General features: G+C 63.4%; 19 protein-coding genes. 9 read left to right on the forward strand and 10 right to left on the reverse strand.

The genetic code is table 11. From position 1 onward, the window contains the following. Window positions 1–47: 47 nt before the first annotated feature. From acuI to olsB, 3 genes are all read left to right on the forward strand, one after another. Window positions 48–1037, forward strand: coding sequence for an acrylyl-CoA reductase (NADPH) (gene acuI / locus NKJ55_RS01305; protein WP_352448332.1), 990 nt, complete (start codon window positions 48–50; stop codon window positions 1035–1037). An 87-nt stretch (window positions 1038–1124) separates the two neighbouring features. Continuing rightward, window positions 1125–3413, forward strand: coding sequence for a hybrid sensor histidine kinase/response regulator (locus NKJ55_RS01310; protein ID WP_352448333.1), 2289 nt, complete (start codon window positions 1125–1127; stop codon window positions 3411–3413). Between the two features lie 149 nt (window positions 3414–3562). Continuing rightward, a complete protein-coding gene (gene olsB, locus NKJ55_RS01315; RefSeq protein ID WP_023675251.1) occupies window positions 3563–4438 on the forward strand; it encodes a l-ornithine N(alpha)-acyltransferase in 876 nt (291 codons plus the stop codon). Window positions 4439–4447: 9 nt separating this feature from the next. Here olsB and NKJ55_RS01320 read toward each other — a convergent pair whose 3' ends face one another. Continuing rightward, on the reverse strand, window positions 4448–5080 hold the full coding sequence (locus NKJ55_RS01320) for a trimeric intracellular cation channel family protein (protein WP_352448334.1): 633 nt from the start codon (window positions 5078–5080) through the stop codon (window positions 4448–4450). Window positions 5081–5155: 75 nt separating this feature from the next. On the opposite strand from NKJ55_RS01320, the gene NKJ55_RS01325 reads away from it, so the two are divergent. Together NKJ55_RS01325 and NKJ55_RS01330 are read left to right on the forward strand one after the other, a co-directional pair. Beyond that, window positions 5156–5806, forward strand: coding sequence for a TetR/AcrR family transcriptional regulator (locus tag NKJ55_RS01325; RefSeq protein WP_352448335.1), 651 nt, complete (start codon window positions 5156–5158; stop codon window positions 5804–5806). 53 nt (window positions 5807–5859) lie between these two features. Further along, window positions 5860–6639, forward strand: coding sequence for a cupin domain-containing protein (locus tag NKJ55_RS01330; protein ID WP_352448336.1), 780 nt, complete (start codon window positions 5860–5862; stop codon window positions 6637–6639). 123 nt (window positions 6640–6762) lie between these two features. Here the strand turns inward: NKJ55_RS01330 and grpE are convergent, their stop codons facing one another. After that, the gene (gene grpE, locus NKJ55_RS01335; RefSeq protein ID WP_023675250.1) at window positions 6763–7398 is read right to left on the reverse strand and encodes a nucleotide exchange factor GrpE; all 636 of its coding nucleotides are present in this window, start codon (window positions 7396–7398) and stop codon (window positions 6763–6765) included. Between the two features lie 236 nt (window positions 7399–7634). Here grpE and NKJ55_RS01340 point away from each other — a divergent pair, with 236 nt between their 5' ends. Both NKJ55_RS01340 and NKJ55_RS01345 read left to right on the forward strand, forming a co-directional pair. Further along, complete coding sequence (locus tag NKJ55_RS01340; RefSeq protein WP_023675249.1) at window positions 7635–7838, forward strand: hypothetical protein; 204 nt, start codon at window positions 7635–7637, stop codon at window positions 7836–7838. A gap of 126 nt (window positions 7839–7964) precedes the next feature. Next, window positions 7965–8987, forward strand: a complete 1023-nt coding sequence (locus NKJ55_RS01345; RefSeq protein WP_352448337.1) for a fatty acid desaturase — start codon at window positions 7965–7967, stop codon at window positions 8985–8987. A 147-nt stretch (window positions 8988–9134) separates the two neighbouring features. Here the strand turns inward: NKJ55_RS01345 and NKJ55_RS01350 are convergent, their stop codons facing one another. The 6 genes from NKJ55_RS01350 to cysG all read right to left on the reverse strand — a co-directional run bounded on the left by NKJ55_RS01350 (window position 9135) and on the right by cysG (window position 14841). Beyond that, complete coding sequence (locus NKJ55_RS01350) at window positions 9135–9755, reverse strand: DJ-1/PfpI family protein (RefSeq protein WP_023675247.1); 621 nt, start codon at window positions 9753–9755, stop codon at window positions 9135–9137. A gap of 136 nt (window positions 9756–9891) precedes the next feature. Continuing rightward, on the reverse strand, window positions 9892–10428 hold the full coding sequence (locus tag NKJ55_RS01355; protein ID WP_352448338.1) for a DUF934 domain-containing protein: 537 nt from the start codon (window positions 10426–10428) through the stop codon (window positions 9892–9894). Between the two features lie 203 nt (window positions 10429–10631). After that, a complete protein-coding gene (locus tag NKJ55_RS01360) occupies window positions 10632–11396 on the reverse strand; it encodes a phosphoadenylyl-sulfate reductase (RefSeq protein ID WP_352448339.1) in 765 nt (254 codons plus the stop codon). After that, window positions 11371–13041 carry a nitrite/sulfite reductase gene (locus NKJ55_RS01365; RefSeq protein WP_352448340.1) on the reverse strand — a complete coding sequence of 557 codons (1671 nt, stop codon included), beginning with the start codon at window positions 13039–13041 and terminating at the stop codon, window positions 11371–11373. The genes NKJ55_RS01360 and NKJ55_RS01365 overlap by 26 nt, the downstream gene beginning before the upstream one ends. 49 nt (window positions 13042–13090) lie before the next feature. Continuing rightward, a complete protein-coding gene (locus tag NKJ55_RS01370) occupies window positions 13091–13393 on the reverse strand; it encodes a DUF2849 domain-containing protein (RefSeq protein ID WP_352448341.1) in 303 nt (100 codons plus the stop codon). Beyond that, window positions 13390–14841 (reverse strand): siroheme synthase CysG, encoded by a 1452-nt coding sequence (gene cysG / locus NKJ55_RS01375; RefSeq protein ID WP_352448342.1) that lies wholly within the window; start codon window positions 14839–14841, stop codon window positions 13390–13392. The genes NKJ55_RS01370 and cysG overlap by 4 nt, the downstream gene beginning before the upstream one ends. A gap of 440 nt (window positions 14842–15281) precedes the next feature. Here cysG and NKJ55_RS01380 point away from each other — a divergent pair, with 440 nt between their 5' ends. Further along, window positions 15282–15731, forward strand: coding sequence for a baeRF12 domain-containing protein (locus tag NKJ55_RS01380; protein WP_352448343.1), 450 nt, complete (start codon window positions 15282–15284; stop codon window positions 15729–15731). A 226-nt stretch (window positions 15732–15957) separates the two neighbouring features. Continuing rightward, complete coding sequence (locus tag NKJ55_RS01385; RefSeq protein ID WP_352448344.1) at window positions 15958–17766, forward strand: cation:proton antiporter domain-containing protein; 1809 nt, start codon at window positions 15958–15960, stop codon at window positions 17764–17766. Here the strand turns inward: NKJ55_RS01385 and NKJ55_RS01390 are convergent. Further along, entirely contained in the window at window positions 17747–18565 is an 819-nt protein-coding gene (locus NKJ55_RS01390; RefSeq protein WP_352448345.1) for a hypothetical protein, read from the reverse strand. The two genes, NKJ55_RS01385 and NKJ55_RS01390, sit on opposite strands and share 20 nt — an antisense overlap. After that, the gene (locus tag NKJ55_RS01395) at window positions 18562–19314 is read right to left on the reverse strand and encodes an SDR family NAD(P)-dependent oxidoreductase (RefSeq protein ID WP_023718933.1); all 753 of its coding nucleotides are present in this window, start codon (window positions 19312–19314) and stop codon (window positions 18562–18564) included. Before NKJ55_RS01395 ends, NKJ55_RS01390 begins: the two co-directional genes overlap by 4 nt. Window positions 19315–19327: the final 13 nt, after the last annotated feature.

A 19327-nucleotide genomic window follows, 5' to 3' on the forward strand; every position in this document is an offset into this window, starting at 1 on the left:
ACTCGCCTGGCGCCGCACATTCTGATCTGCAAGCCCGAGGAGAAAAAATGCCCGAAACCTTCAAAGCCATCCTCGTTTCGCGTGACGCCGAGAAAAACCAGTCAATCGCGGTGACCGAGCTTACCGAGGCAGACCTGATGGAGGGCGACGTCACCGTCGCGGTCGAGGCGACGACGGTGAACTACAAGGACGGTCTTGCAATTACCGGCAAGGCGCCGGTGATCCGGCGCTGGCCGCTGGTGCCGGGCATCGATTTCGCCGGCACCGTCATCTCGTCTTCCAATCCTGGCTGGCGCAAGGGTGACAAGGTCATATTGAACGGCTGGGGCGTCGGCGAGACGCATTTCGGCGCCTTTGCAGGGCGCGCCCGCGTCAAGGGCGACTGGCTGGTGCCGTTGCCGGACGGCATGAGCCCGCATGATGCGATGGCGGTCGGCACCGCCGGCTACACCGCTATGCTTTGCGTCATCGCATTGGAGCGGCACGGCATCGTGCCCGACCGCGGCCCGGTGGTGGTGACCGGCGCTGCCGGTGGCGTCGGCTCGGTCGCGGTCTCGATCCTGTCCAGCCTCGGCTATCACGTCATCGCCTCGACCGGCCGCGCTGCCGAAAGCCCCTATCTGATCGACCTTGGCGCCGCGGAAGTGATTTCACGCGACGAGCTCGCCCAGCCGGCAAAACCGCTCGCCAAGGAACGCTGGGCCGGCGGCGTCGATGCGGTCGGCAGTCACACGCTGGCCAACGTTCTGTCGATGACCTCCTATGGCGGCGCCGTCGCCGCTTGCGGCCTCGCCGGCGGCATGGACCTGCCGGCAAGCGTCGCCCCCTTCATCCTGCGCGGCGTCTCGCTGCTCGGCATCGATTCGGTGATGGCGCCGAAGGCGGTCCGCCTCGAGGCCTGGCGCCGCATCGGCGCCGATCTCGACCACGCAAAGCTTGCCAGCCTGTCGACGAGCATCGGCTTCGACGGCATCATCGGCGCCGCGCATGACATCGTCGAGGGTAAGATCCGCGGCCGCGTGGTGGTGGATATGTGAGCCCCCAAGGGACAAAAAGAGCGCGACCGCTAAAATTCGAGCGATCAACCACAACCTTCGATAAGCTCTGTCTGGCAGGATTTCCGTATGATTGCGGAACCCGGCTTCAGAGAGGCGGAACCAGCCGAACGGGCCGATGGGACGGCCCCCGCGGCGCCAGGACGGCAGCTTGTCGCCGCGCCACCGCTGGCGCCGGAACTGCCGGCCTCCAACCGCGAAGGCCTGCCCTTCCTGACGCTCGTCGCCATCGTCGTGCTGGCAGGCTTTTCGCATCTGACCGGGGCGCCGATCTTCATCACCATCGGCCTTTTGGCGACAGCCATCGCCGGGCTCGCCATGCATCTGCGCAACAGGCGCACCGAGCGCCGCGCGGTGGCCCTGCTCGATGCCACGACCGCCCGCAGCCGCGCCGAAATCGAGACGCTGGCCGACCGCATGTGGGAGATGCAGGAGAGCGAGGAGCGCTTTCGCGGGCTGATCGATGCACTCGGCGATCTCGTCGTCCATCGTGACCGCGACGGCCACATTGTCTACGCCAACAAGGTTTTCGCCGACCTTGTCGAAACCGACCAGCGCGACCTTGCCGGCAAGACCCTGGCCGAACTAGGCATCGATGTCGGCATCGTCCCCGACGCCGCGTTTTCCGACCATGAATGCCTGAGTTCCACCGACGTCGCCATTCGCACGCCGGACGGCCCACGCTGGTTCTCTTGGATCGAGCTGTCGGTGCGCGACAAGGACAGCGGCGCCGTTTCGCATCGCGCCATCGCCCGCGACATCACCGCTCGCAAGCGCGCCGAATCCTCGCTGATCACCGCCCGCGAGCGGGCCGAATATGCGAGCCAGGCCAAATCGCGCTTCCTCGCCACCGTCAGCCACGAGATCCGCACGCCGATGAACGGCATCATGGGCATGGCCCGGCTTCTCGCCGACACCAGCCTTTCGCCCGAGCAGCGGACCTATGTCGGCGCCATCTCGACCTCGGCCAGCGCGCTGCTGGCGCTGATCGAGGACCTGCTCGACTACTCCAAGATCGAGGCCGGCCGCTTCGATCCCGAACCGCAGCCGATGTCGGTGCGCGAGATCGCCGACAATGTCATCGAGCTTTTGGCGGCGCGGGCTTTTGCCAAGGATATCGGCCTCGGCTGTCATGTCGAACCCGACGTGCCGCAGCTGATCACCGCCGACCCCGGCAGGGTCAGGCAGGTGCTGCTCAATCTCATCGGCAACGCCGTCAAGTTCACCGACAGCGGCGGCGTCCTGGCAAGCATCGCCCGCGTCCGCACCGAAACCACCGACCGCATCCGCTTCAGCATCACCGACACCGGCCCCGGTCTGCGCGAGCAGGACATGGAGCGCATATTCGAGGACTTCGAACAGGCTGACGGCACCTCGACCCGTGCGCATGGCGGTGCCGGCCTCGGTCTCGCCATTTCCAAGCGCCTGGTGACCGCCATGGGCGGCACTATCTCTGTGTCGAGCCGGCTTGGCCAGGGGTCCGAATTCGTCTTCGAGATTCCCGCTATTTCCGCCGTCGAGGCGCCGCAGATCCGCCAGGACGCGCTGTCGGGCCGGCATGCGGTGATCGTGTCGAAGAACCTGGTCGAGGCCGAAGCCCTCGCCCGCACCATTCGCGCCAATGGCGGCACGGTCGATCTGGCCACCGCCGCCGCCCAGGCCACCCCTTTCGCCGAGAGCTGCGACGTGCTGCTGATCGATGCTGCCATGGAGCAAAGCGACGGCAGGCTGCTCAGGCGCCTGCGCCAGAGCGGATTTGCCGATTGCGAAGCAGTGACGCTGATCGCACCGACCGACCGTGGCATGCTTGGCGAGTTCCGTGCCAATGGTTACGCCACCTTCCTTGCGAGGCCGGTGCGCGGCGAGACATTGCTGCGCGTGCTTTTGACCAGCCACGCGCCGGTCATCGCCGAGCCGCAACTGCAAAGGCGCGGCGCGCAGGCGGGGCACGCCATTGGCGCCCGCCAGCAGGGCCTGTCGGTGCTGATCGCCGAGGACAACGACATCAACGCCATGCTGGCCCGCGCCACGCTGCTGAAGGCCGGGCATCGCGTGAAAGTGGTCGGCAACGGCAAGGCCGCCGTCGAGGCGGTCATCAGCACCGGCCACAAGCACCGTTACGACGTGGTGCTGATGGACTTGCATATGCCTGTCATGGACGGCCTGGACGCCATCGCCGCCATCCGCCGCCATGAGGAGGAGACCGCGGTGCCGCCGGTGCCGATCATGGTGCTGTCGGCCGACAGCCAGGAAAAGACCCGCCACGCCGTGCTCGCTCACGGTGCCAGCGGCTTCGTCACCAAGCCGCTCGACCCCGATGCCCTGGTTCATGCGGTCGAAGGGCAAGCGGCCGCCTGAGGCACAACATAGACGGTTGATAGATTACCCAGCCGACGAAGTATTGCCCGCAGAGCCGTATCACGGTACTGTCACAATCCTGTTGCACCTACACCGTATCCCCGTGCCAAGAGGGATGGCTCGAAGGAGAATCACTCGTGCATACAGTCATGCCGGAATGTGATGCTCGGCCGAACGCCAGCGGGCCTTTGCTCGTCGGCCGGAACGCCGATGCCGTCATAAAAGGCGCATCGCTCGGCCGCATCGGCAATCTCGAAGTGCGGCTCGCCCGCAACGAGGCCGAGATCGCTGCCGCGCAGGAAGTGCGCTACCGGGTGTTCTACGACGAGCTTGGTGCCAGGAAGGACCTGTTCCAGATGCAGGACCGCCGCGATGCCGATCGCTTCGATCCCCTCTGCGATCATCTGCTGGTCTTCGATACTTCGCTTTCCGGCCCCGAGCATCGCCGCATCGTCGGCACCTACCGCCTGCTGCGGCAGGAGATTGCCGCGGCCGCCGGCGGCTTCTATTCCGAAGGTGAATTCGAGCTGACCAAGCTGATCGCGCGGCATCCCGGCCAGCGCTTCCTCGAGCTCGGCCGCTCCTGCGTTCTGCCGGAATACCGCTCGAAGCGCACCATCGAGGCGCTGTGGCAAGGCATCTGGGCCTACATCAACCATTACGGCATCGGCGTGATGACCGGCTGCGCGTCGTTCCACGGCACCGTGCCGGCGGCACATGCGGAGGCGCTGACCTATCTTGCCCACCACTGCCGGACGAATTCATCCTGGGACGTGCGCGCCGTCGCCGGGCGCTATTGTTCCATGGATCTGATGCCGATCGAGGCCGTCAATACCAAGGCGGCGATCGCCGCGATGCCGCCGCTGGTCAAGGGCTATCTGCGCGTCGGCGCGCGCATCGGCGACGGCTGCGTCATCGACCGTGAATTCTCGACGGTCGACGTGTTCGTGGTGATGCCGGTCAAGGAGATCGGCGCCCGCTACGTCAATTATTATGGCGGAGAAGCGCAGCGGTTTGCGGCCTGACACCTTAAATCAGGGAATATCTTCCGGACGCCGGCCAGGCTTGCTTTTGTAGGACGGAAAGGCCCAGCCGAATTTCAGCGCGCCGCCGCGTACGCAGAAAGCCGCCATGAAACCTGCCAGGCCCGACGCAAGCGGCGGCAGTCCGGCGAAATCGCCAAGTGTGTAGAGGCCGGCGCCGGCAAGCGCTGCGGTAACGTAGATCTCCGGTCGCAGGAGCACCGAAGGCTCGCCTGTCAATAGATCGCGCAGAATGCCGCCAAGGGTTGCGGTGAGCATGCCGGTGACGATCGAAACTGCAGGTGACCCGGTGATCGTCAGCCCCTTGGCCGCGCCCATCACCGAAAATGCGGCAAGACCTATGGCGTCGAGCCAGAGCAGCAATTTGTAGCGGGACTCCAAACGATGTGCGCTGAAGAAGACGACGACCGCCACCGCTGCACAGATTAGCACATAGTCGCGGTTTCCCACCCAGAACACGGGCACGTTGAGGATGACGTCGCGAAACGTTCCGCCCCCGATGCCGGCAACGCTAGCCAGAAACAGGTAACCGATAATGTCGAGCTGTTTGCGCGAGGCGGCCAGCGCACCGGTCGCCGCGAAGACGGCGACGCCGGCATAGTCGAGAAGCTCGATCGGGTTCATGGGGTGAATAATGAAATAGCGAGTGGGGAATAGCGAGTGGCTCCTGCGAATCTGGATTGACTCCAGATAAATTAAATGATTGAATTGTTCATTCAATTATTTAAGTGGACGTCTATGTCCCCTCGCCGCTACAGCATGGGTTCCCGGACTGCCGCCTTCGCCAAGACGAGGCAGCGCATTCTCGACGCGACAATCAAGCTGCACACCCAGAACGGCATCTTTGGCACGACTTGGAAGGACATCGCTACGGAAGCCGATGTCGCCGTTGGCACCGTCTACAAGCATTTTCCTACTCTGGATGACCTGGTGCCGGCGTGCGGCGAAGTGCTGATGGAGCGTCTGCGTCCTCCGTCGCCCGAATCGGTGACTGAGATAATCGGCGGGGCGACGCACCCTAAAGAACGGTTGCGCCGGGTCGCCAACGAGCTGTTCGCCTTCTACCACCGTGGCGGACGGCATCTCGAAAGCGACCTGCGCGAGCGCGAGCTTCCAGCCATGCGGGAATGGGAGGAATACCTGCGACACATGGTGGCCGGATTCGTGCGCGAGGCCCTGGCCAACGACGGTCCCGGCGATGATGTCGTGCAGGCAATCAGCTTTCTATTCGACTTTCCGACGTTCAACGCGATGCGGATACGCGGCATGACGGTGGACCTCGCAGTCGAAACGGCAACAGAAATGGCGCTCTGCTGGCTCAAAGGCCAAGGCCGAACGAGCACGTCTTGAGCGAACAGAATGCGGGAGGCGAAACAAAGGTCAGGTAGCAAAGGGAGGAAGTCATGGACACGAATGTCGTTGAAATCACCGAATTTGCATTGAAGCCCGGATTCACCGAGCAGATGTTCCTGCAGACCAGAGATGAAGTGAATGACGAGGTGCGGAAGCTCAAGGGTTTCATCAATCGTCGCCTCCTTAAATCCGAGGGAGGCTGGACGGAGATACTCGAATGGGCGGACATTGACAGCGCCAAGTCGGCTGGCGAGGTCTGGTCCACCCTGCCCGGCATCAAAAACTATTGCTCGATGGTGAATTCCGCCTCGATCAAGGTCGGCTACCATTCTGTGGCGGCTGTGGCTAGCGGCGGAGCTGGCAGGAGCATTCCCCACGCCTTTTGCAGTCACGCCTTGGATGGAGAGGCGCGCTGGTGGCTTGGCTCGCTGGCGGTGATCAAGGCGACAGCAGCCCAGACGGCGGGCCAGTTCACGCTGGTTGAAGTCCTCGAGAGCGAAGGTGAGGCGCCGCTGCACGTCCATCATCGCGAGGACGAGTCATTCCTGGTGATGGAAGGCGAGATCGAGTTCGAGATCGGCGGTAAGGCGATTATGGCTGGACCCGGTTCGTTTCTCTTTGGGCCACGCGATGTGCCGCACCGCTATACGGTCAAGCGTGGGCCGGCCCGGATGCTGTTCCTCTTCACGCCCGGTGGGTTCGAGGAGCTTTTAGAAGCGACCAGTGTGCCTGCCGGAGACAGGCGCATCCCTCCGGACGGCGAAGGAATGCCGGACATGAAGACATTCCCCGACGTGGTCCGCCACTATGGGTGTGAACTGCTGGGCTGAGGGCAGGAAAGCCCTGCACGGCGACCTGTTTGATCGCCCCCTGAACTCGGACAGGTTGGGGGGCGGTCGATCATCCCTCACGCTTTGGTGGCGGTTGCTGCCGAACGGTGCACTATTCCCAGTTCACGCATCCTTCTCGGCCTGCTCGTTGACCGGCCCCGGCTCGACGGGCGCTTCGCTCGCCACATGCTTGGGGCCGCCCTTGGCGACGCCGACCATGGCCGGCCGCAGAACACGCTCGCCGATCGAATAGCCGGGCTGCACGACCTGCACGACCGTGTTGGCCGGTACGTCGGGATTGGGCACCTCGAACATCGCCTGGTGGAAATTCGGATCGAATTTCTCGCCCTCGGGCTCGAGCTTCTTCACGCCGTGGCGTTCCAGCGCCGACAGCATGGCGCGCTCGGTGATCTCGACGCCGTCGATCAGCGCCTTGAAGCCGGCATCGCCCGACGCCTTGGCCTCCTCCGGGATGGCATCCAGCGCACGGCGCAGATTGTCTGACACCGAAAGCATGTCGCGGGCAAAGTTGGCGACTGCATAGGCGCGCGCGTCGTGGACGTCGCGGGCGGTGCGGCGACGCAAGTTCTCCATGTCGGCCGCGACGCGCAGCGCGCGATCCTTCAGCTCTTCGTTTTCCTTCAGAAGCCGCACAAGCGCTTCATAGTCGCCGTCGACGCCACCTTCCCTTGGCTCCGCGGCAGCCTCGGTCTTCTCGGCTTCATCGGGCGCGCGTTCGTCTTTTGCCTGGTCGCTCATCGCCGTTTCCCGTCATTTTCGAATGGTGTGGATTTGCGCCCGATATCGAGGTTTGGCGGCCAAAAATCAAGGGGCAAGCGATACTGCAGCCGCTGTCGCTGCTTGATGGCGGACGGGGCAGACCTTTCGATTTTAATTCAAACTTTACCGTACCCGACGGCTTTGCTTGCCAGCATGCTACAATGCGGGAACCATTCCTCCCTTGGAAGAGTTTCGAAGCCGACACAGGATTTTGGATGATGCCCCGCAGGAATGGCGAAAAACGCGACGGGCTCGCCGCCGATATCCGGCGCCAGCTCGGCACCGAGGCGACTAAGCGCTTTCTGCGCACCTTGCCGGCCTTCCGCACGGAGTCCGATATTCCCGACCGTCTGAAGGAATTGCTCGACCGCCTGGACGGCGTCGAAGCCAAGGTGGTCGCAGGCGGGCGCCGTCGGTAGATACCGTCGCCAGCAACACGACCTGCGATTGCGGCCGCAATTCCTCGCCATCGCGCGACATTTACCCGCAGTAACTTTGCGTGATCTCCGCCTTGCGGCAGCGCGCCGCTCCGCCTATGTTTCATGATGAACATGATTTCCCCCGAAGCTGTGGCAAACAGCAAGCGCGCCTGGTTGAAAATCCTGTCGCGCTATAAAAAGCCCGACAGGCGTCGCAGCGCCGTCGAACTCGCCATCACCCTCATCCCCTTCGCCACGCTGTGGGCACTGTCCTCGGCCGCCTATGCCTATGGCCATTGGTGGGGTCTGGTCCTCATCCTTCCGGCAGCCGGCTTTCTGGTGCGTATCTTCATGATCCAGCACGATTGCGGCCACGGCTCCTTCTTTGCCAACCGCTATGCCGACGACTGGATCGGCCGCGTGCTTGGCGTGCTGACGCTGACGCCCTACGATTGCTGGCGCCGCGCCCACGCAACCCATCACGCCAGCGCCGGCAATCTCGACGAGCGCGGCACCGGCGACATCAAGACACTGACGGTCGCCGAATACCGGCAACTGTCGTGGCGGGGCCGGCTCGCCTATCGCCTCTATCGCCATCCGCTGGTGATGTTCGGCCTTGGCCCGATCTGGATTTTCATTTTCGAGCAGAGACTGCCCTTGGGCATGATGCGGGGCGGCCTCACCCCTTGGGTGTCGTCGATGTCGACCAACCTAGCCATCACGGTCATAGCCGCTCTGCTCATCTGGTTCGTTGGCCCCGGCGCGTTTCTGGTCGTGCATTTGCCGATCGTCATCCTCGCCGGATCGGCCGGCATCTGGCTGTTCTATGTCCAGCACCAGTTCGAAGAGACGGAGTGGACAAAGGACTCCGAGTGGGAATTCCAGCACGCTGCCCTGCACGGTTCGTCCTATTACGACCTGCCGCCGGTGCTGAACTGGATCACCGGCAATATCGGCGTGCACCACGTGCACCACCTCTCGGCCAAGGTGCCATGCTACCGGCTTCCGGAAGTGCTGAGGGACTATCCGGAGCTGCGCGAGATCGGCCGCGTCACACTCCTCGACAGCCTGCGCTGCGTCAAGCTGGCGCTGTGGGACGAGAGCCGCAGCAAGCTGGTATCGTTCCGCGAAGCGCGGATTGCCGTGTAGACGCACCGCCGCACCTAAAGCGCGTCGCGCTCGACCGGCCTCATGCGACGCGCTTTAGGTTCTTGTTTATGCATGCCGTTATGGCAAAACCGCCGAACACTTTTGCGCGACATGCGTTAGGGGTGCGGCGGGCTCCACATTCCGAGCTTAAGCCGCCTGGCGCTGGTCGCGCATCAGGATCTCGCCCTGGCGGATCTCGGTGCCCAGCACTTTCAGGCATTCGCGCATGAACGCGGCAAGGCCCGGCCAGCCCTTGGCCGACACCAGATTGCCGTCGACATGGGCGCCGGTCGGTGCAACATCGATATAGATGCCGCCGGCCAGCGTGACTTCTGGCTCGCAATATTGCAGCGCCGCGACTTCGCGGCCGCGCACCACGCCGTCGACCGCGATCAGGATCTGCACGCCGTGGCAGATGGTGAAGATCGGTTTTCCCGTCTCATGGAAATGCCGCACCAGCGCCTGCACGCGCTTGTCGATGCGGATATATTCCGGCCCGCGCCCGCCCGCCGCGTAGACGGCATCGTAGTCGGCCGGATTGACCTCAGAAAACGTCTTGTTGAGGATGTAGTCGTGGCCGAGCTTTTCCGTATAGGTCTGGTGGCCCTCGAAGTCGTGCAGCGAGGTCTTCAGGATATCGCCGGCCTTCTTGTCGGGGCAAACGACATGGACGGTGTGGCCCACCGCATGCATGGCCTGTTCAAAGACGAAAATCTCGTACTCCTCGCTGAACTCGCCAACGAGCATCAATATCTTCTTGCCAGCCATACCCGGTTCCTCCCTTGTGGCCACATTTATTCGGATCGCGAAATAATGGCCTATCCTAAGGCGGAGTGGCGCAAAATAAAAGGCTGAATCGGGAATGTGGTCCGACCAGATAGGGCTTCTGGTCCCCTGGAGCAGATCAGCCGGCGCGCACCCGCCGCCAGGAATATTTCGGGCCTTTGGCCTCCGGCTTCACCGCCGGCTGGTAGGACAGCGGCAGTCCGCCTGTGCGGCCTTGCTCGAGCCGCTTCAGCAGTACTGGGTGCGATATCTCGAATTCATCGAAGCCGAGGCGCAACATATGCGGCAGCTGATCAATCAGCACCTGCCCGGTGGCGCGCATAGCGCCTCCAAAATGATAACGGCTGCGCAGCAATTCGCCCTTGGAGAACGAGCGGCCGTCATTGAACGCCGGAAATGCCAGCGCCACCAGCGACAGCTGATCGAGCAGGCCTGCGATCTTTTCGAGCTGATCGCCCGGCTGCAGCAGCACACCGATGCGCTCCTTCGCCGACCGCCGCACCTCCGGATCGAGGCCGAGAAACGCTTGCAACGGCAGGATGAAACGGCCATTGCCGACCAGCGCCTCGGCACTTTCGGCATGAACCCACTCGTCCTCGCGGAACCCATCCGGTGTCCACAGCCGCATGGCGTTTTCGGCTATCAAATCGCTCATCAAGAAAATTCCCAAGTCCAAAGATTCTAAAGTGCACCTCAGGGTGCGTTGAGATTCAGGTCAGGCCGAGCCGGAACCGAAGGCGGGCGCGAAGCGACCAAACTGCGTGGCTTCCGAGAACCGGAGCGGAGCGTACTTTGGGTACGTGAGCGCCGGAAGCGCAGGAAGCCGCCGTTTGCAGGCCGGCTGAATATCAACATATCCTAAAGCGAGGCGTCGGTCAGCGACCTTTCCAGCCCCGACAAGTGGATGCCGCATTCGGTCTTGGCGTGCCCGGCCCAGCGGCCGCTGCGCGCATCGTCGCCCGGTTGCACCGGCTGCGTGCATGGGAAACAGCCGATCGACAGATAGCCATAGGCGACCAGCGGGTTCTCACGCAGCGCATGCGCGCGCATGTAGCCGGCCTGGTCCGATGTCGTCCAGTGCGCCAGCGGATTGATGCGGATGCGCGAGCCGACCGCCTCGAACACCGGCAGCGCTGCCCGGGTCGCCGCCTGGAAGCGCTTGCGGCCGGTGAACCAGGCGCGGAACGGCTCGACGCCGCGCGCCAGCGGCTCGACCTTGCGGACGTCGCAGCAGGCGTCGGTGTCGGTCTCGTTCAGATTGCCGGTCGGGTCGATCCTTGCCAGCGCCGCATCGTCGGGCCTGATCACCCGGATATCGCTCAGCCCGAAATCGGCGGCCAGCGCGTCACGATAGCCGAGCGTCTCCTCGAAATGCTTGCCGGTGTCGAGAAAGATCACCGGCAGCGTCCGGTCGATCTCGGCGATCATGTGCAGCAGCACCGCCGAATCCGCGCCGAAGGACGAGACGGCGGCGATTTCGCCGTGAAAGAACTCCCGGGTCGACCGCTCGATGATCTCCAGCGGCTTCAGATGGCCGTAGAGCGCGTCGAGACCCGCTGCTTGGGCGGCGATGCCGGCCTCGACGTCGACGATACGGTCAAGCGGCCTTGGCTTCGCCAGCATAGAGCGCCTCCTTGAACGGCGCGGGACCGACTCGGCGGTAGGCGTCGATGAATCTTTCGTTTCTGTCCAGCCGAAGCCCGAGATAGGTCTCGACGATCTGCTCGATGGCATCGGTGATCTCTTCCGAACTGAAGCCGCGGCCGATGATCTCGCCGACCGAGGTGTTCTCGTCGGCCGAGCCGCCGAGCGTCACCTGGTAGAGCTCGGCGCCTTTCTTCTCGACCCCGAGGATGCCGATATGGCCGACATGGTGATGGCCGCAGGCATTGATGCAGCCGGAAATCTTCAGCTTCAATTCGCCGATGTCGCGCTGGCGCTCCAGCGAAGCAAAGCGCCGCGAGATTTCCTGCGCCACGGGAATGGAACGCGCCGTTGCCAGCGCGCAATAGTCGAGGCCGGGGCAGGAGATGATGTCGCTGATCAGGTTGGAATTGGCCGTCGCCAGCCCGATATCGACAAGCGCGTCATAGACCGCCTTGAGGTCGGCACGCGCCACATGCGGCAGGATCAGGTTCTGCTCGTGGCTGACGCGCAACTCGTCGAATGAATATTTTTCGGCAATGTCGGCGACCGCTTCCATCTGGCTGTCGGAGGCATCGCCGGGCGTCTCGCCGATGCCCTTGAGCGAGATGGTCACCGCCGCGTAGTCGGGATGGCGATGGGTGACCACATTCTGGTCCAGCCATTCGGAAAAGCTCTTGGAGTCGAGGCGGGCAAGCTTGACCGCCTCATCGCCTTCCGGCCGGTCGACAAGCGCCGGCGGCGCGAAATAGGCGTCGATGGCGCGGATGTCTTCTTCCGGCAGCCTCAGCTCGGCGTCCTTCAACTCCTGCCATTCGGCCTCGACCTGGCGGGTGATCTCCTCGACGCCGGTCTCATGGACCAGGATCTTGATGCGCGCCTTGAACTTGTTGTCGCGACGGCCGTAGAGGTTGTAAACGCGCAAGATCGCCGTGCAATAGGACAACAGATCCGCTTCGGGCAGGAAATCGCGGATCTTCTTGGCGACCATCGGCGTGCGGCCCTGGCCGCCGCCGACATAGACGGCGAAACCGAGCTCGCCAGCGGCGTTCTTCTTCAGATGCAGGCCAATGTCGTGCGTCTGGATGGCGGCGCGGTCGCGCTCGGCGCCGGTCACCGCGATCTTGAATTTTCGCGGCAGGAACGAGAACTCCGGATGCACCGAGGACCATTGCCGCAGGATTTCGGCATAGGGGCGCGGATCGGCAACCTCGTCAGCGGCGGCGCCGGCGAAGTGGTCGGCGGTGACGTTGCGGATGCAATTGCCGCTGGTCTGGATGGCGTGCATCTCGACGCTTGCCAGATCGGCCAGGATCGCCGGGATGTCCGACAGCGCCGGCCAGTTGAACTGGATGTTCTGGCGTGTCGTGAAATGGCCGTAACCTTTGTCGTATTTGCGGGCGATGTGGCCGAGCATGCGCAGCTGCTTGCTGTTCAGCGTGCCGTAGGGCACCGCGATGCGCAGCATATAGGCATGCAGTTGCAGATAGACTCCGTTCATCAGCCGCAGCGGCCGGAACTGGTCCTCGGTGATCTCGCCGGCAAGCCGCCGTGCGACCTGGTCGCTGAACTCGGCGACGCGGGCCTTGACGAAATCGTGGTCGAACTCATCGTAACGGTACATATTCAGGTCTTTCCGGGCGCGTCCGCCCGTTTCATCAGTGTGTGGTCGTTTACGCCGCGCGGGCTTGCGGACGGGCCTGCTTGCCCAGGTCGTTGCGGGTGGTCGGGCCGGCGGCACGGATCTTTTCACGCAGCCGGACCGCTTCGACCGTGCCGTTGGCCACGGTCACGTCTATCAGGTTGACGTCGACCACTTCGTTGTTGGCGGAGGCCTTGGCGCCGATCGCCTCCAGCCGGTCCTCGGCCGCCTTGTCATGGGCGATGTCGGCATGGTCGATGGTCTCGGCCCAGCCGCCATTGGCGTACCAGACCGCTATGCCGTCGGCGAGGCGGTTCGCGGTCAGGACTTTCATTGGTTCACTCCTTGCGCGGCAGCACGGGCCACGCTTTCCTGCCTGTGTGCCGCCAGTGGCTCGGACCGTTCGAAATTGGCGCCGGCGACCGCGTCGCCGATGATGGTCATCACCGGGCCGCTCAGGTCGGCACGCGCCTCCAGCGATGGCAGGTCGGCGAGCGTGCCGTGGAAACGGCGGCGGTTGGCAAGGCTGGCATTCTCGACCACGGCGACGGCCGTATCCGGCGACAGGCCGGCTTCGATCAGCCGGCCGGCGACCTCTGCAGCGACCGAGCGGCCCATATAGACGGCGACCGTCGCGCCGGAAATAGCGAGCTTTGCCCAATCTGGCAGCGAATTTCCCTTGAGGTCATGGCCGGTGGTGAACACCATCGACGACGACACGCCGCGCAGCGTCAGCGGCAGTTCGAAATCGGCGGCGGCGGCGAAGGCTGCGGTGACGCCCGGAACCACTTCGTAGGCGACGCCGGCATCGCGAAGTGCCGCCATCTCCTCGCCGGCCCGGCCGAACACCAGCGGGTCGCCGGACTTCAGCCGCACGACGCGCTTGCCGGCGTGGCCAAGCTCGACCAGCAGCGCATTGATCTCGGCCTGGCTCTTGGAATGGCAGCCCTTGCGCTTGCCGACCGGCAGGCGCTCGGCATCGCGGCGGCCCATGGCGACGATCGCCTCCGGCACCAGCGCGTCATGGACGATCACGTCGGCTTCCATCAGCAGGCGATGGGCGCGCAGCGTCAAAAGGTCCTCGGCGCCTGGACCGGCGCCTACAAGCGCGATATGGCCCGATGCCGGTTCTGTCGAAAGCAGCAGGCCGACGGCCGCATCATGCGCCTGCGAAAGCTCGCCGGCCTCGACAGCGCGGGCCGGCGCGCCGCCAAAGAAATCGCTCCAGAAGCGGCGGCGGGCATTGCCCTTCGGCAGCAGTCTTTCGGCGATGTCGCGAAACGATGCGGCGAGCGCTGCGAGCGGACCGAGCGAGGGCGACAGCATGCGGTCGATGCGGCTGCGCAGCATCTGCGCCAGCACCGGGCCGGCACCTTCCGTGCCGATGGCAATGGCGACCGGCGCGCGGTTGACCAGTGCCGGCGTGAAGAAATCGCATAGCTCCGGCCGGTCGACGGCATTGACCGGAATGCCCAGCCGGCGCGCATCCCCGGCAACGCGGCGATCGAGGGCCTCGTCGCCGCTGGCGGCAAACACCATCACCGCACCATTGAGATGTGCTGCATCATAGGCGTCGGCGATGTGGGCGGCCCCCGTCTCGGCGATAAAGGCCAGCAGCTCCGGGCTTGTTTCATCGCTGACGATGCGCAGCACAGCGCTCGACTGCGCGAGCAGCCGCGCCTTGGCCAGCGCCTCCTCGCCGCCGCCGATGATGGCTATGGCTTCGCCCTCGACCCGCATGAAGACGGGAAAGGCATTGAGCTTGGGCGTGGCTTGCGGCATGACGAGCGGAATCCTGGAACCGTTTGTCAGTTCTACGCGGGGGCGCGAAAAACCAGAAGGCACCCACTCGCGCATCGCTTCGTAGCAGGCAATCTCTTTTCTGCAAGCATGAAGGCCAAGAGAAAAATATTCCACATTCAAATGCGGAGCAGATTGAAGCTGCTGCTGCAGCCCTTGATCCGCTGCCTTCCTAGCGGCTGGAGGAGCTAACCACAAAACAGATTTTTCTAAATTCTATCAATTTAGTAGATTAAGCCGCCGGATGCTGACCGAGCGATCGACGGCAGCCCCGCGCTCTCGCCGGCCCTTGTCGGAATACCGGGTCCGAGTACCGGAACATTCCCGCCTCGGCACGCGTTTGCCCTATGGGCCCAAGCCCGGTCATGCCCCTACGGCAAAGGCTTGGCGATGGGTTCGAAAAATCAAAAAAGGAGCGCCCCATGAGCAACGTCAGACTGAAACGCGGACTGTGGATCGTGGTGGCAGATGGCGAAAAGGCGTTGTTTCTCGAGAACCGTGGAGACGTCCAATATCCCGACCTTCAGGTCGTGCACGAGATGGAGCAGGAAAATCCGGCAACCCGAGAACAAGGCACGGACCGCCCCGGCCGCTACAGCGACGGCCCTTCCGTCCACCGCAGTGCGGTCGAGGACACCGACTGGCACCGGCTCGGCAAGGAGCGTTTTGCCGAAGAGATTGCCGACAGGCTCTACAAGCTGGCGCATCGCGGCAGCTTCAAGGAGATCGTGCTGATCGCGCCGCCGCCGGTGCTGGGCGATATGCGCAGGAAACTGCACAAGGAGGTGACCGACAAGATAACGGCCGAAATTCCAAAGACGCTGACCAACCACAGCATACCCGATATCGAAAGCCTGCTGCAGGCGACCTGATCGGCATCGGCGGCGTGCAACTTTCGTTTCCGTAGCAAGCGCCTGCTTGGAGCAGGCCGCGCCGGGTGGCAACGCTTGCCGGCTCTCCGTCTTTTGCTGCTTTGTCATCGATTTCATGAGGAATGCGGGGTTGTCTCGCGACTATCGCAGCCTCCATACTGCCACGGCGGCGGCTTTTGGACGGCGCATGTCCGACATCGCGATTCCTGAAGGCGCTCCATAGACAATGCCGCATGACACGCCCCTTATCGCCACCATCGTCGCCGGTCTGGGGCTGGCTTTCGTCTTCGGCGCACTTGCCAACCGTTTTCGCGTGCCGCCGCTGGTAGGCTATCTCATCGCCGGCGTTCTGGTTGGACCGAACACGCCGGGTTTCGTCGCCGATGCCGGCCTCGCCAATGAACTTGCCGAGATCGGCGTCATCCTGCTGATGTTCGGCGTCGGCCTGCATTTCTCGCTGAAGGACCTGTTGTCGGTCCGCGCCATCGCCGTGCCCGGCGCCATTGTGCAGATCGGCTTCGCGACAGCCCTCGGCGCCGGCCTTGCCTGGATGCTCGGCTGGTCGATCGGTGCGGGACTGGTCTTTGGCCTGGCGCTTTCCGTGGCCTCGACCGTGGTGCTGTTGCGCGCCCTGCAGGAGCGGCGGCTGATCGAGACCGAGCGCGGCCGCATCGCCGTCGGGTGGCTGATCGTCGAGGATCTGGCGATGGTGCTGGCGCTGGTGCTTTTGCCGGCGTTGGCCGGCGTGCTCGGCGGCCAAGAGCAGGTGGAGGTGCACTCCAGCGGTCTGCTGTCGCTGCCAGCGAGCTACGGCGTCTGGGGCGTCGTCGCCGTCACACTGGCCAAGGTCGCGGCCTTTGTCGTGGTCATGCTGGTGGTCGGCCGCCGGCTTATCCCCTGGATCCTGCACTACGTCGCCCATACCGGATCGCGCGAACTGTTCCGGTTGGCGGTGCTTGCGATTGCGCTTGGCGTCGCCTTCGGCGCGGCCAAGCTGTTCGGCGTGTCACTGGCTCTTGGCGCTTTCTTCGCCGGCATGATCATGAGCGAATCCGAGCTCAGCCACCGGGCGGCTGAGGAATCGCTGCCGCTGCGCGACGCCTTTTCCGTGCTGTTCTTCGTTTCGGTCGGCATGCTGTTCGACCCGTTCAGCGTGATCAGCAATGGCTGGCCGATCCTGGCGACGCTGGCCATCATCGTTGTCGGCAAGTCGCTGGCAGCCTTTGTTATCGTCGTCGTCTTCCGCTATCCGGTCGCAACCGCATTGATGATTTCGGCAAGCCTAGCCCAGATCGGCGAATTCTCGTTCATTCTGGCTGAACTCGGCGTCGGGCTGAAACTGCTGCCCGAACAAGGCCGCGACCTCATCCTCGCCGGCGCCATCCTGTCGATCGTCCTCAATCCGCTGATGTTTCTTGCCGTCGACCGGATGAAACCCTGGCTGGAAGCACGCGCCGGCAGGACGGCGCCGTCCGGCGAAGCAAGGCCGATCGGCCCGGCGACCGAGCCCGGCCAGGTGGCTTCGGTCGCGGCGCCTGCTAACGAGGATGGCCCACCGCCCAGGACGAGGCTGACCGGCCACACCATCCTGATCGGCTACGGCCGCGTCGGCAGCCTTGTCGGTACATCGCTGAAGCAGGCCGCCCTGCCCTTCCTCGTCATCGAGGATGCCGACAAGACGTTGGCGAAACTCAAGGCCGAAGGCGTCGAAACCGTACCCGGCAACGCGGCGAGTGGCGACGTGTTCGCCGCATCCAATCCCGCGGGCGCGAAGCGGCTGATCCTGGCCATTCCCAACGCCTTCGAGGCCGGGCAGGTCGTGCTGCGCGCCCGCGCCGCCAATCCGGCAATCGAAATCATCGCCCGCGCCCATTCCGATGCCGAGGTCGAGCACCTCAAAAACCTTGGTGCCGACACCGTCATCATGGGCGAACGCGAGATCGCCCGCGGAATCGTCGAGGTGGTGACGGCGAGCAGGATCGAGCCGGCTTTGGCTGCCGACACCGCTACGACGGCTACTCTTTCACAATCGTGATTCCTGCATCGATCAGAAATTTTCTGATTTTTTGAATGTCTTCGGGCGGAACATCCCACCGCCATGACACAGGCGACAGTTGCCGCAAGACACCATAGGCGTTGTCTTGAATCCAATTCTGCAACCGCTTGCGGTCGATCCGACGTTCCAAATGCCCCTGGGACAGCAAGTTGAATGGGAACACATCACGGAGATTTACGTCGAGGTGCCGTTCATCACTTCGCGCATGAAAGGTCCGGCCGAAAACAAAGGATTGGGCCCGCAGCTGTTCTGGCGGGCCATAGAACGTTTTGTCGACGGTCGCGAAGCGGGAAGACGTTGAGCCATGCGCAAACGCTCTTGGGCCCCAGAAATATGGCATGGACAATCCTATGCCATAGATCGGCTGAAGCTCTTGAACGAGCAGTTTGATGATTCTTTCGAAGGTTTTTTTCGCGTCTGCGTTAGCAGCTCGATCGATGTGAATCTCGAAGAGCCTGAAACGATCGACAGAGCAACCAATGTCTATGGAAAAATCCGATAGCACATCCGGACTTCTCTTCCACAAGTACCCGACCGACTGCCAATCTTTCTTGGTTATGACGTCGCGTTTCGCAAAGTTTCGGTAGAGATAATCCTTGCCCGTCTTTTCGTCCGTGACCGTGGCGATATCAGGCTCAGAGCCGAGGACCTCGACTATGCGATCCAGTATGTCGCGCGCGCCGGAAATATCTAAACTGGCGGCCCATTCGTAGATAATAAGCGATCCAACCACGTTGGTTTCGGTGAAACGCGCATATCGATCGGTCTGCTCGCTCAAACGTGCTGGCCGCCATTGATGTGTATTTCCGAGCCGGTCACGTAGGACGCCTGCTGCGAGCACAGGAAGAAGATGATGTCGGCGACTTCTGCCGTGGTGCCCAATCTTCTCAGCGGGATGGTCTCGACGATTTTTTCCGTGCCCGGCGACAGGATCGCGGTGTCGATCTCGCCCGGCGCAATGGCGTTGACGCGAATGCCGTGCGGGCCGAAATCATGCGCCATCTCGCGTGTCAGCGAGCCGAGTGCTGCCTTCGACGTCGCATAAGCGGTACCGGCGAAGGGGTGCACCCGGGTGCCGGCGATCGAGGTGACGTTGACGATCGAGCCCTTGGCCGATGCCAGCTCCTTGAACAGTCCGCGCGCCAGCATGATCGGGGCAAAGAAATTCACCTGGAAGACGTCGCGCCAGACATGCATCGGCGTGTCGATCGAGTTCATGCGGCTGTTGCCGTCCTTGAGCTTCGGCGAGATGCCGGCATTGTTGACCAGCGCATGCAGCTGCCCGCCATGCGCCTCGAGCCGGTGGCGGATCTCGGAGATGGCGATGCCGACATCCTCCTGGTCGGCGAGATCGACCTTGATGTGGTCTTCCGGGCCGGCCGGCCACGGGCAGTCCTCGGCAAAGGCCTGGCGCGAGCAGGTGATGACGCGCCAGCCTTCGCGTGAAAAGCGCTTGACCGTGGCATGGCCGATGCCACGGCTGGCGCCGGTCAGCACGATGGTCTTTCTGGTGTCGGGTTCAGCCATGTCGCGGTCTCCG

This window comes from Mesorhizobium sp. M0106 (assembly GCF_040322715.1).
Classification (GTDB): Bacteria; Pseudomonadota; Alphaproteobacteria; order Rhizobiales; family Rhizobiaceae; genus Mesorhizobium.

Bases quoted from the DNA above. Each gene is read 5' to 3' on its own strand.
- NKJ55_RS01370 (WP_352448341.1), bottom strand. From the start codon at position 13,393: ATGAAAGTCCTGACCGCGAACCGCCTCGCCGACGGCATAGCGGTCTGG.
- acuI (WP_352448332.1), top strand. From the start codon at position 48: ATGCCCGAAACCTTCAAAGCCATCCTCGTTTCGCGTGACGCCGAGAAA.
- cysG (WP_352448342.1), bottom strand. From the start codon at position 14,841: ATGCCGCAAGCCACGCCCAAGCTCAATGCCTTTCCCGTCTTCATGCGG.
- NKJ55_RS01310 (WP_352448333.1), top strand. From the start codon at position 1,125: ATGATTGCGGAACCCGGCTTCAGAGAGGCGGAACCAGCCGAACGGGCC.
- NKJ55_RS01360 (WP_352448339.1), bottom strand. From the start codon at position 11,396: ATGCTGGCGAAGCCAAGGCCGCTTGACCGTATCGTCGACGTCGAGGCC.
- grpE (WP_023675250.1), bottom strand. From the start codon at position 7,398: ATGAGCGACCAGGCAAAAGACGAACGCGCGCCCGATGAAGCCGAGAAG.
- NKJ55_RS01385 (WP_352448344.1), top strand. From the start codon at position 15,958: ATGCCGCATGACACGCCCCTTATCGCCACCATCGTCGCCGGTCTGGGG.
- NKJ55_RS01345 (WP_352448337.1), top strand. From the start codon at position 7,965: ATGAACATGATTTCCCCCGAAGCTGTGGCAAACAGCAAGCGCGCCTGG.
- olsB (WP_023675251.1), top strand. From the start codon at position 3,563: ATGCCGGAATGTGATGCTCGGCCGAACGCCAGCGGGCCTTTGCTCGTC.
- NKJ55_RS01380 (WP_352448343.1), top strand. From the start codon at position 15,282: ATGAGCAACGTCAGACTGAAACGCGGACTGTGGATCGTGGTGGCAGAT.
- NKJ55_RS01355 (WP_352448338.1), bottom strand. From the start codon at position 10,428: ATGAGCGATTTGATAGCCGAAAACGCCATGCGGCTGTGGACACCGGAT.
- NKJ55_RS01365 (WP_352448340.1), bottom strand. From the start codon at position 13,041: ATGTACCGTTACGATGAGTTCGACCACGATTTCGTCAAGGCCCGCGTC.
- NKJ55_RS01340 (WP_023675249.1), top strand. From the start codon at position 7,635: ATGATGCCCCGCAGGAATGGCGAAAAACGCGACGGGCTCGCCGCCGAT.
- NKJ55_RS01330 (WP_352448336.1), top strand. From the start codon at position 5,860: ATGGACACGAATGTCGTTGAAATCACCGAATTTGCATTGAAGCCCGGA.
- NKJ55_RS01325 (WP_352448335.1), top strand. From the start codon at position 5,156: ATGATTGAATTGTTCATTCAATTATTTAAGTGGACGTCTATGTCCCCT.
- NKJ55_RS01395 (WP_023718933.1), bottom strand. From the start codon at position 19,314: ATGGCTGAACCCGACACCAGAAAGACCATCGTGCTGACCGGCGCCAGC.
- NKJ55_RS01320 (WP_352448334.1), bottom strand. From the start codon at position 5,080: ATGAACCCGATCGAGCTTCTCGACTATGCCGGCGTCGCCGTCTTCGCG.
- NKJ55_RS01350 (WP_023675247.1), bottom strand. From the start codon at position 9,755: ATGGCTGGCAAGAAGATATTGATGCTCGTTGGCGAGTTCAGCGAGGAG.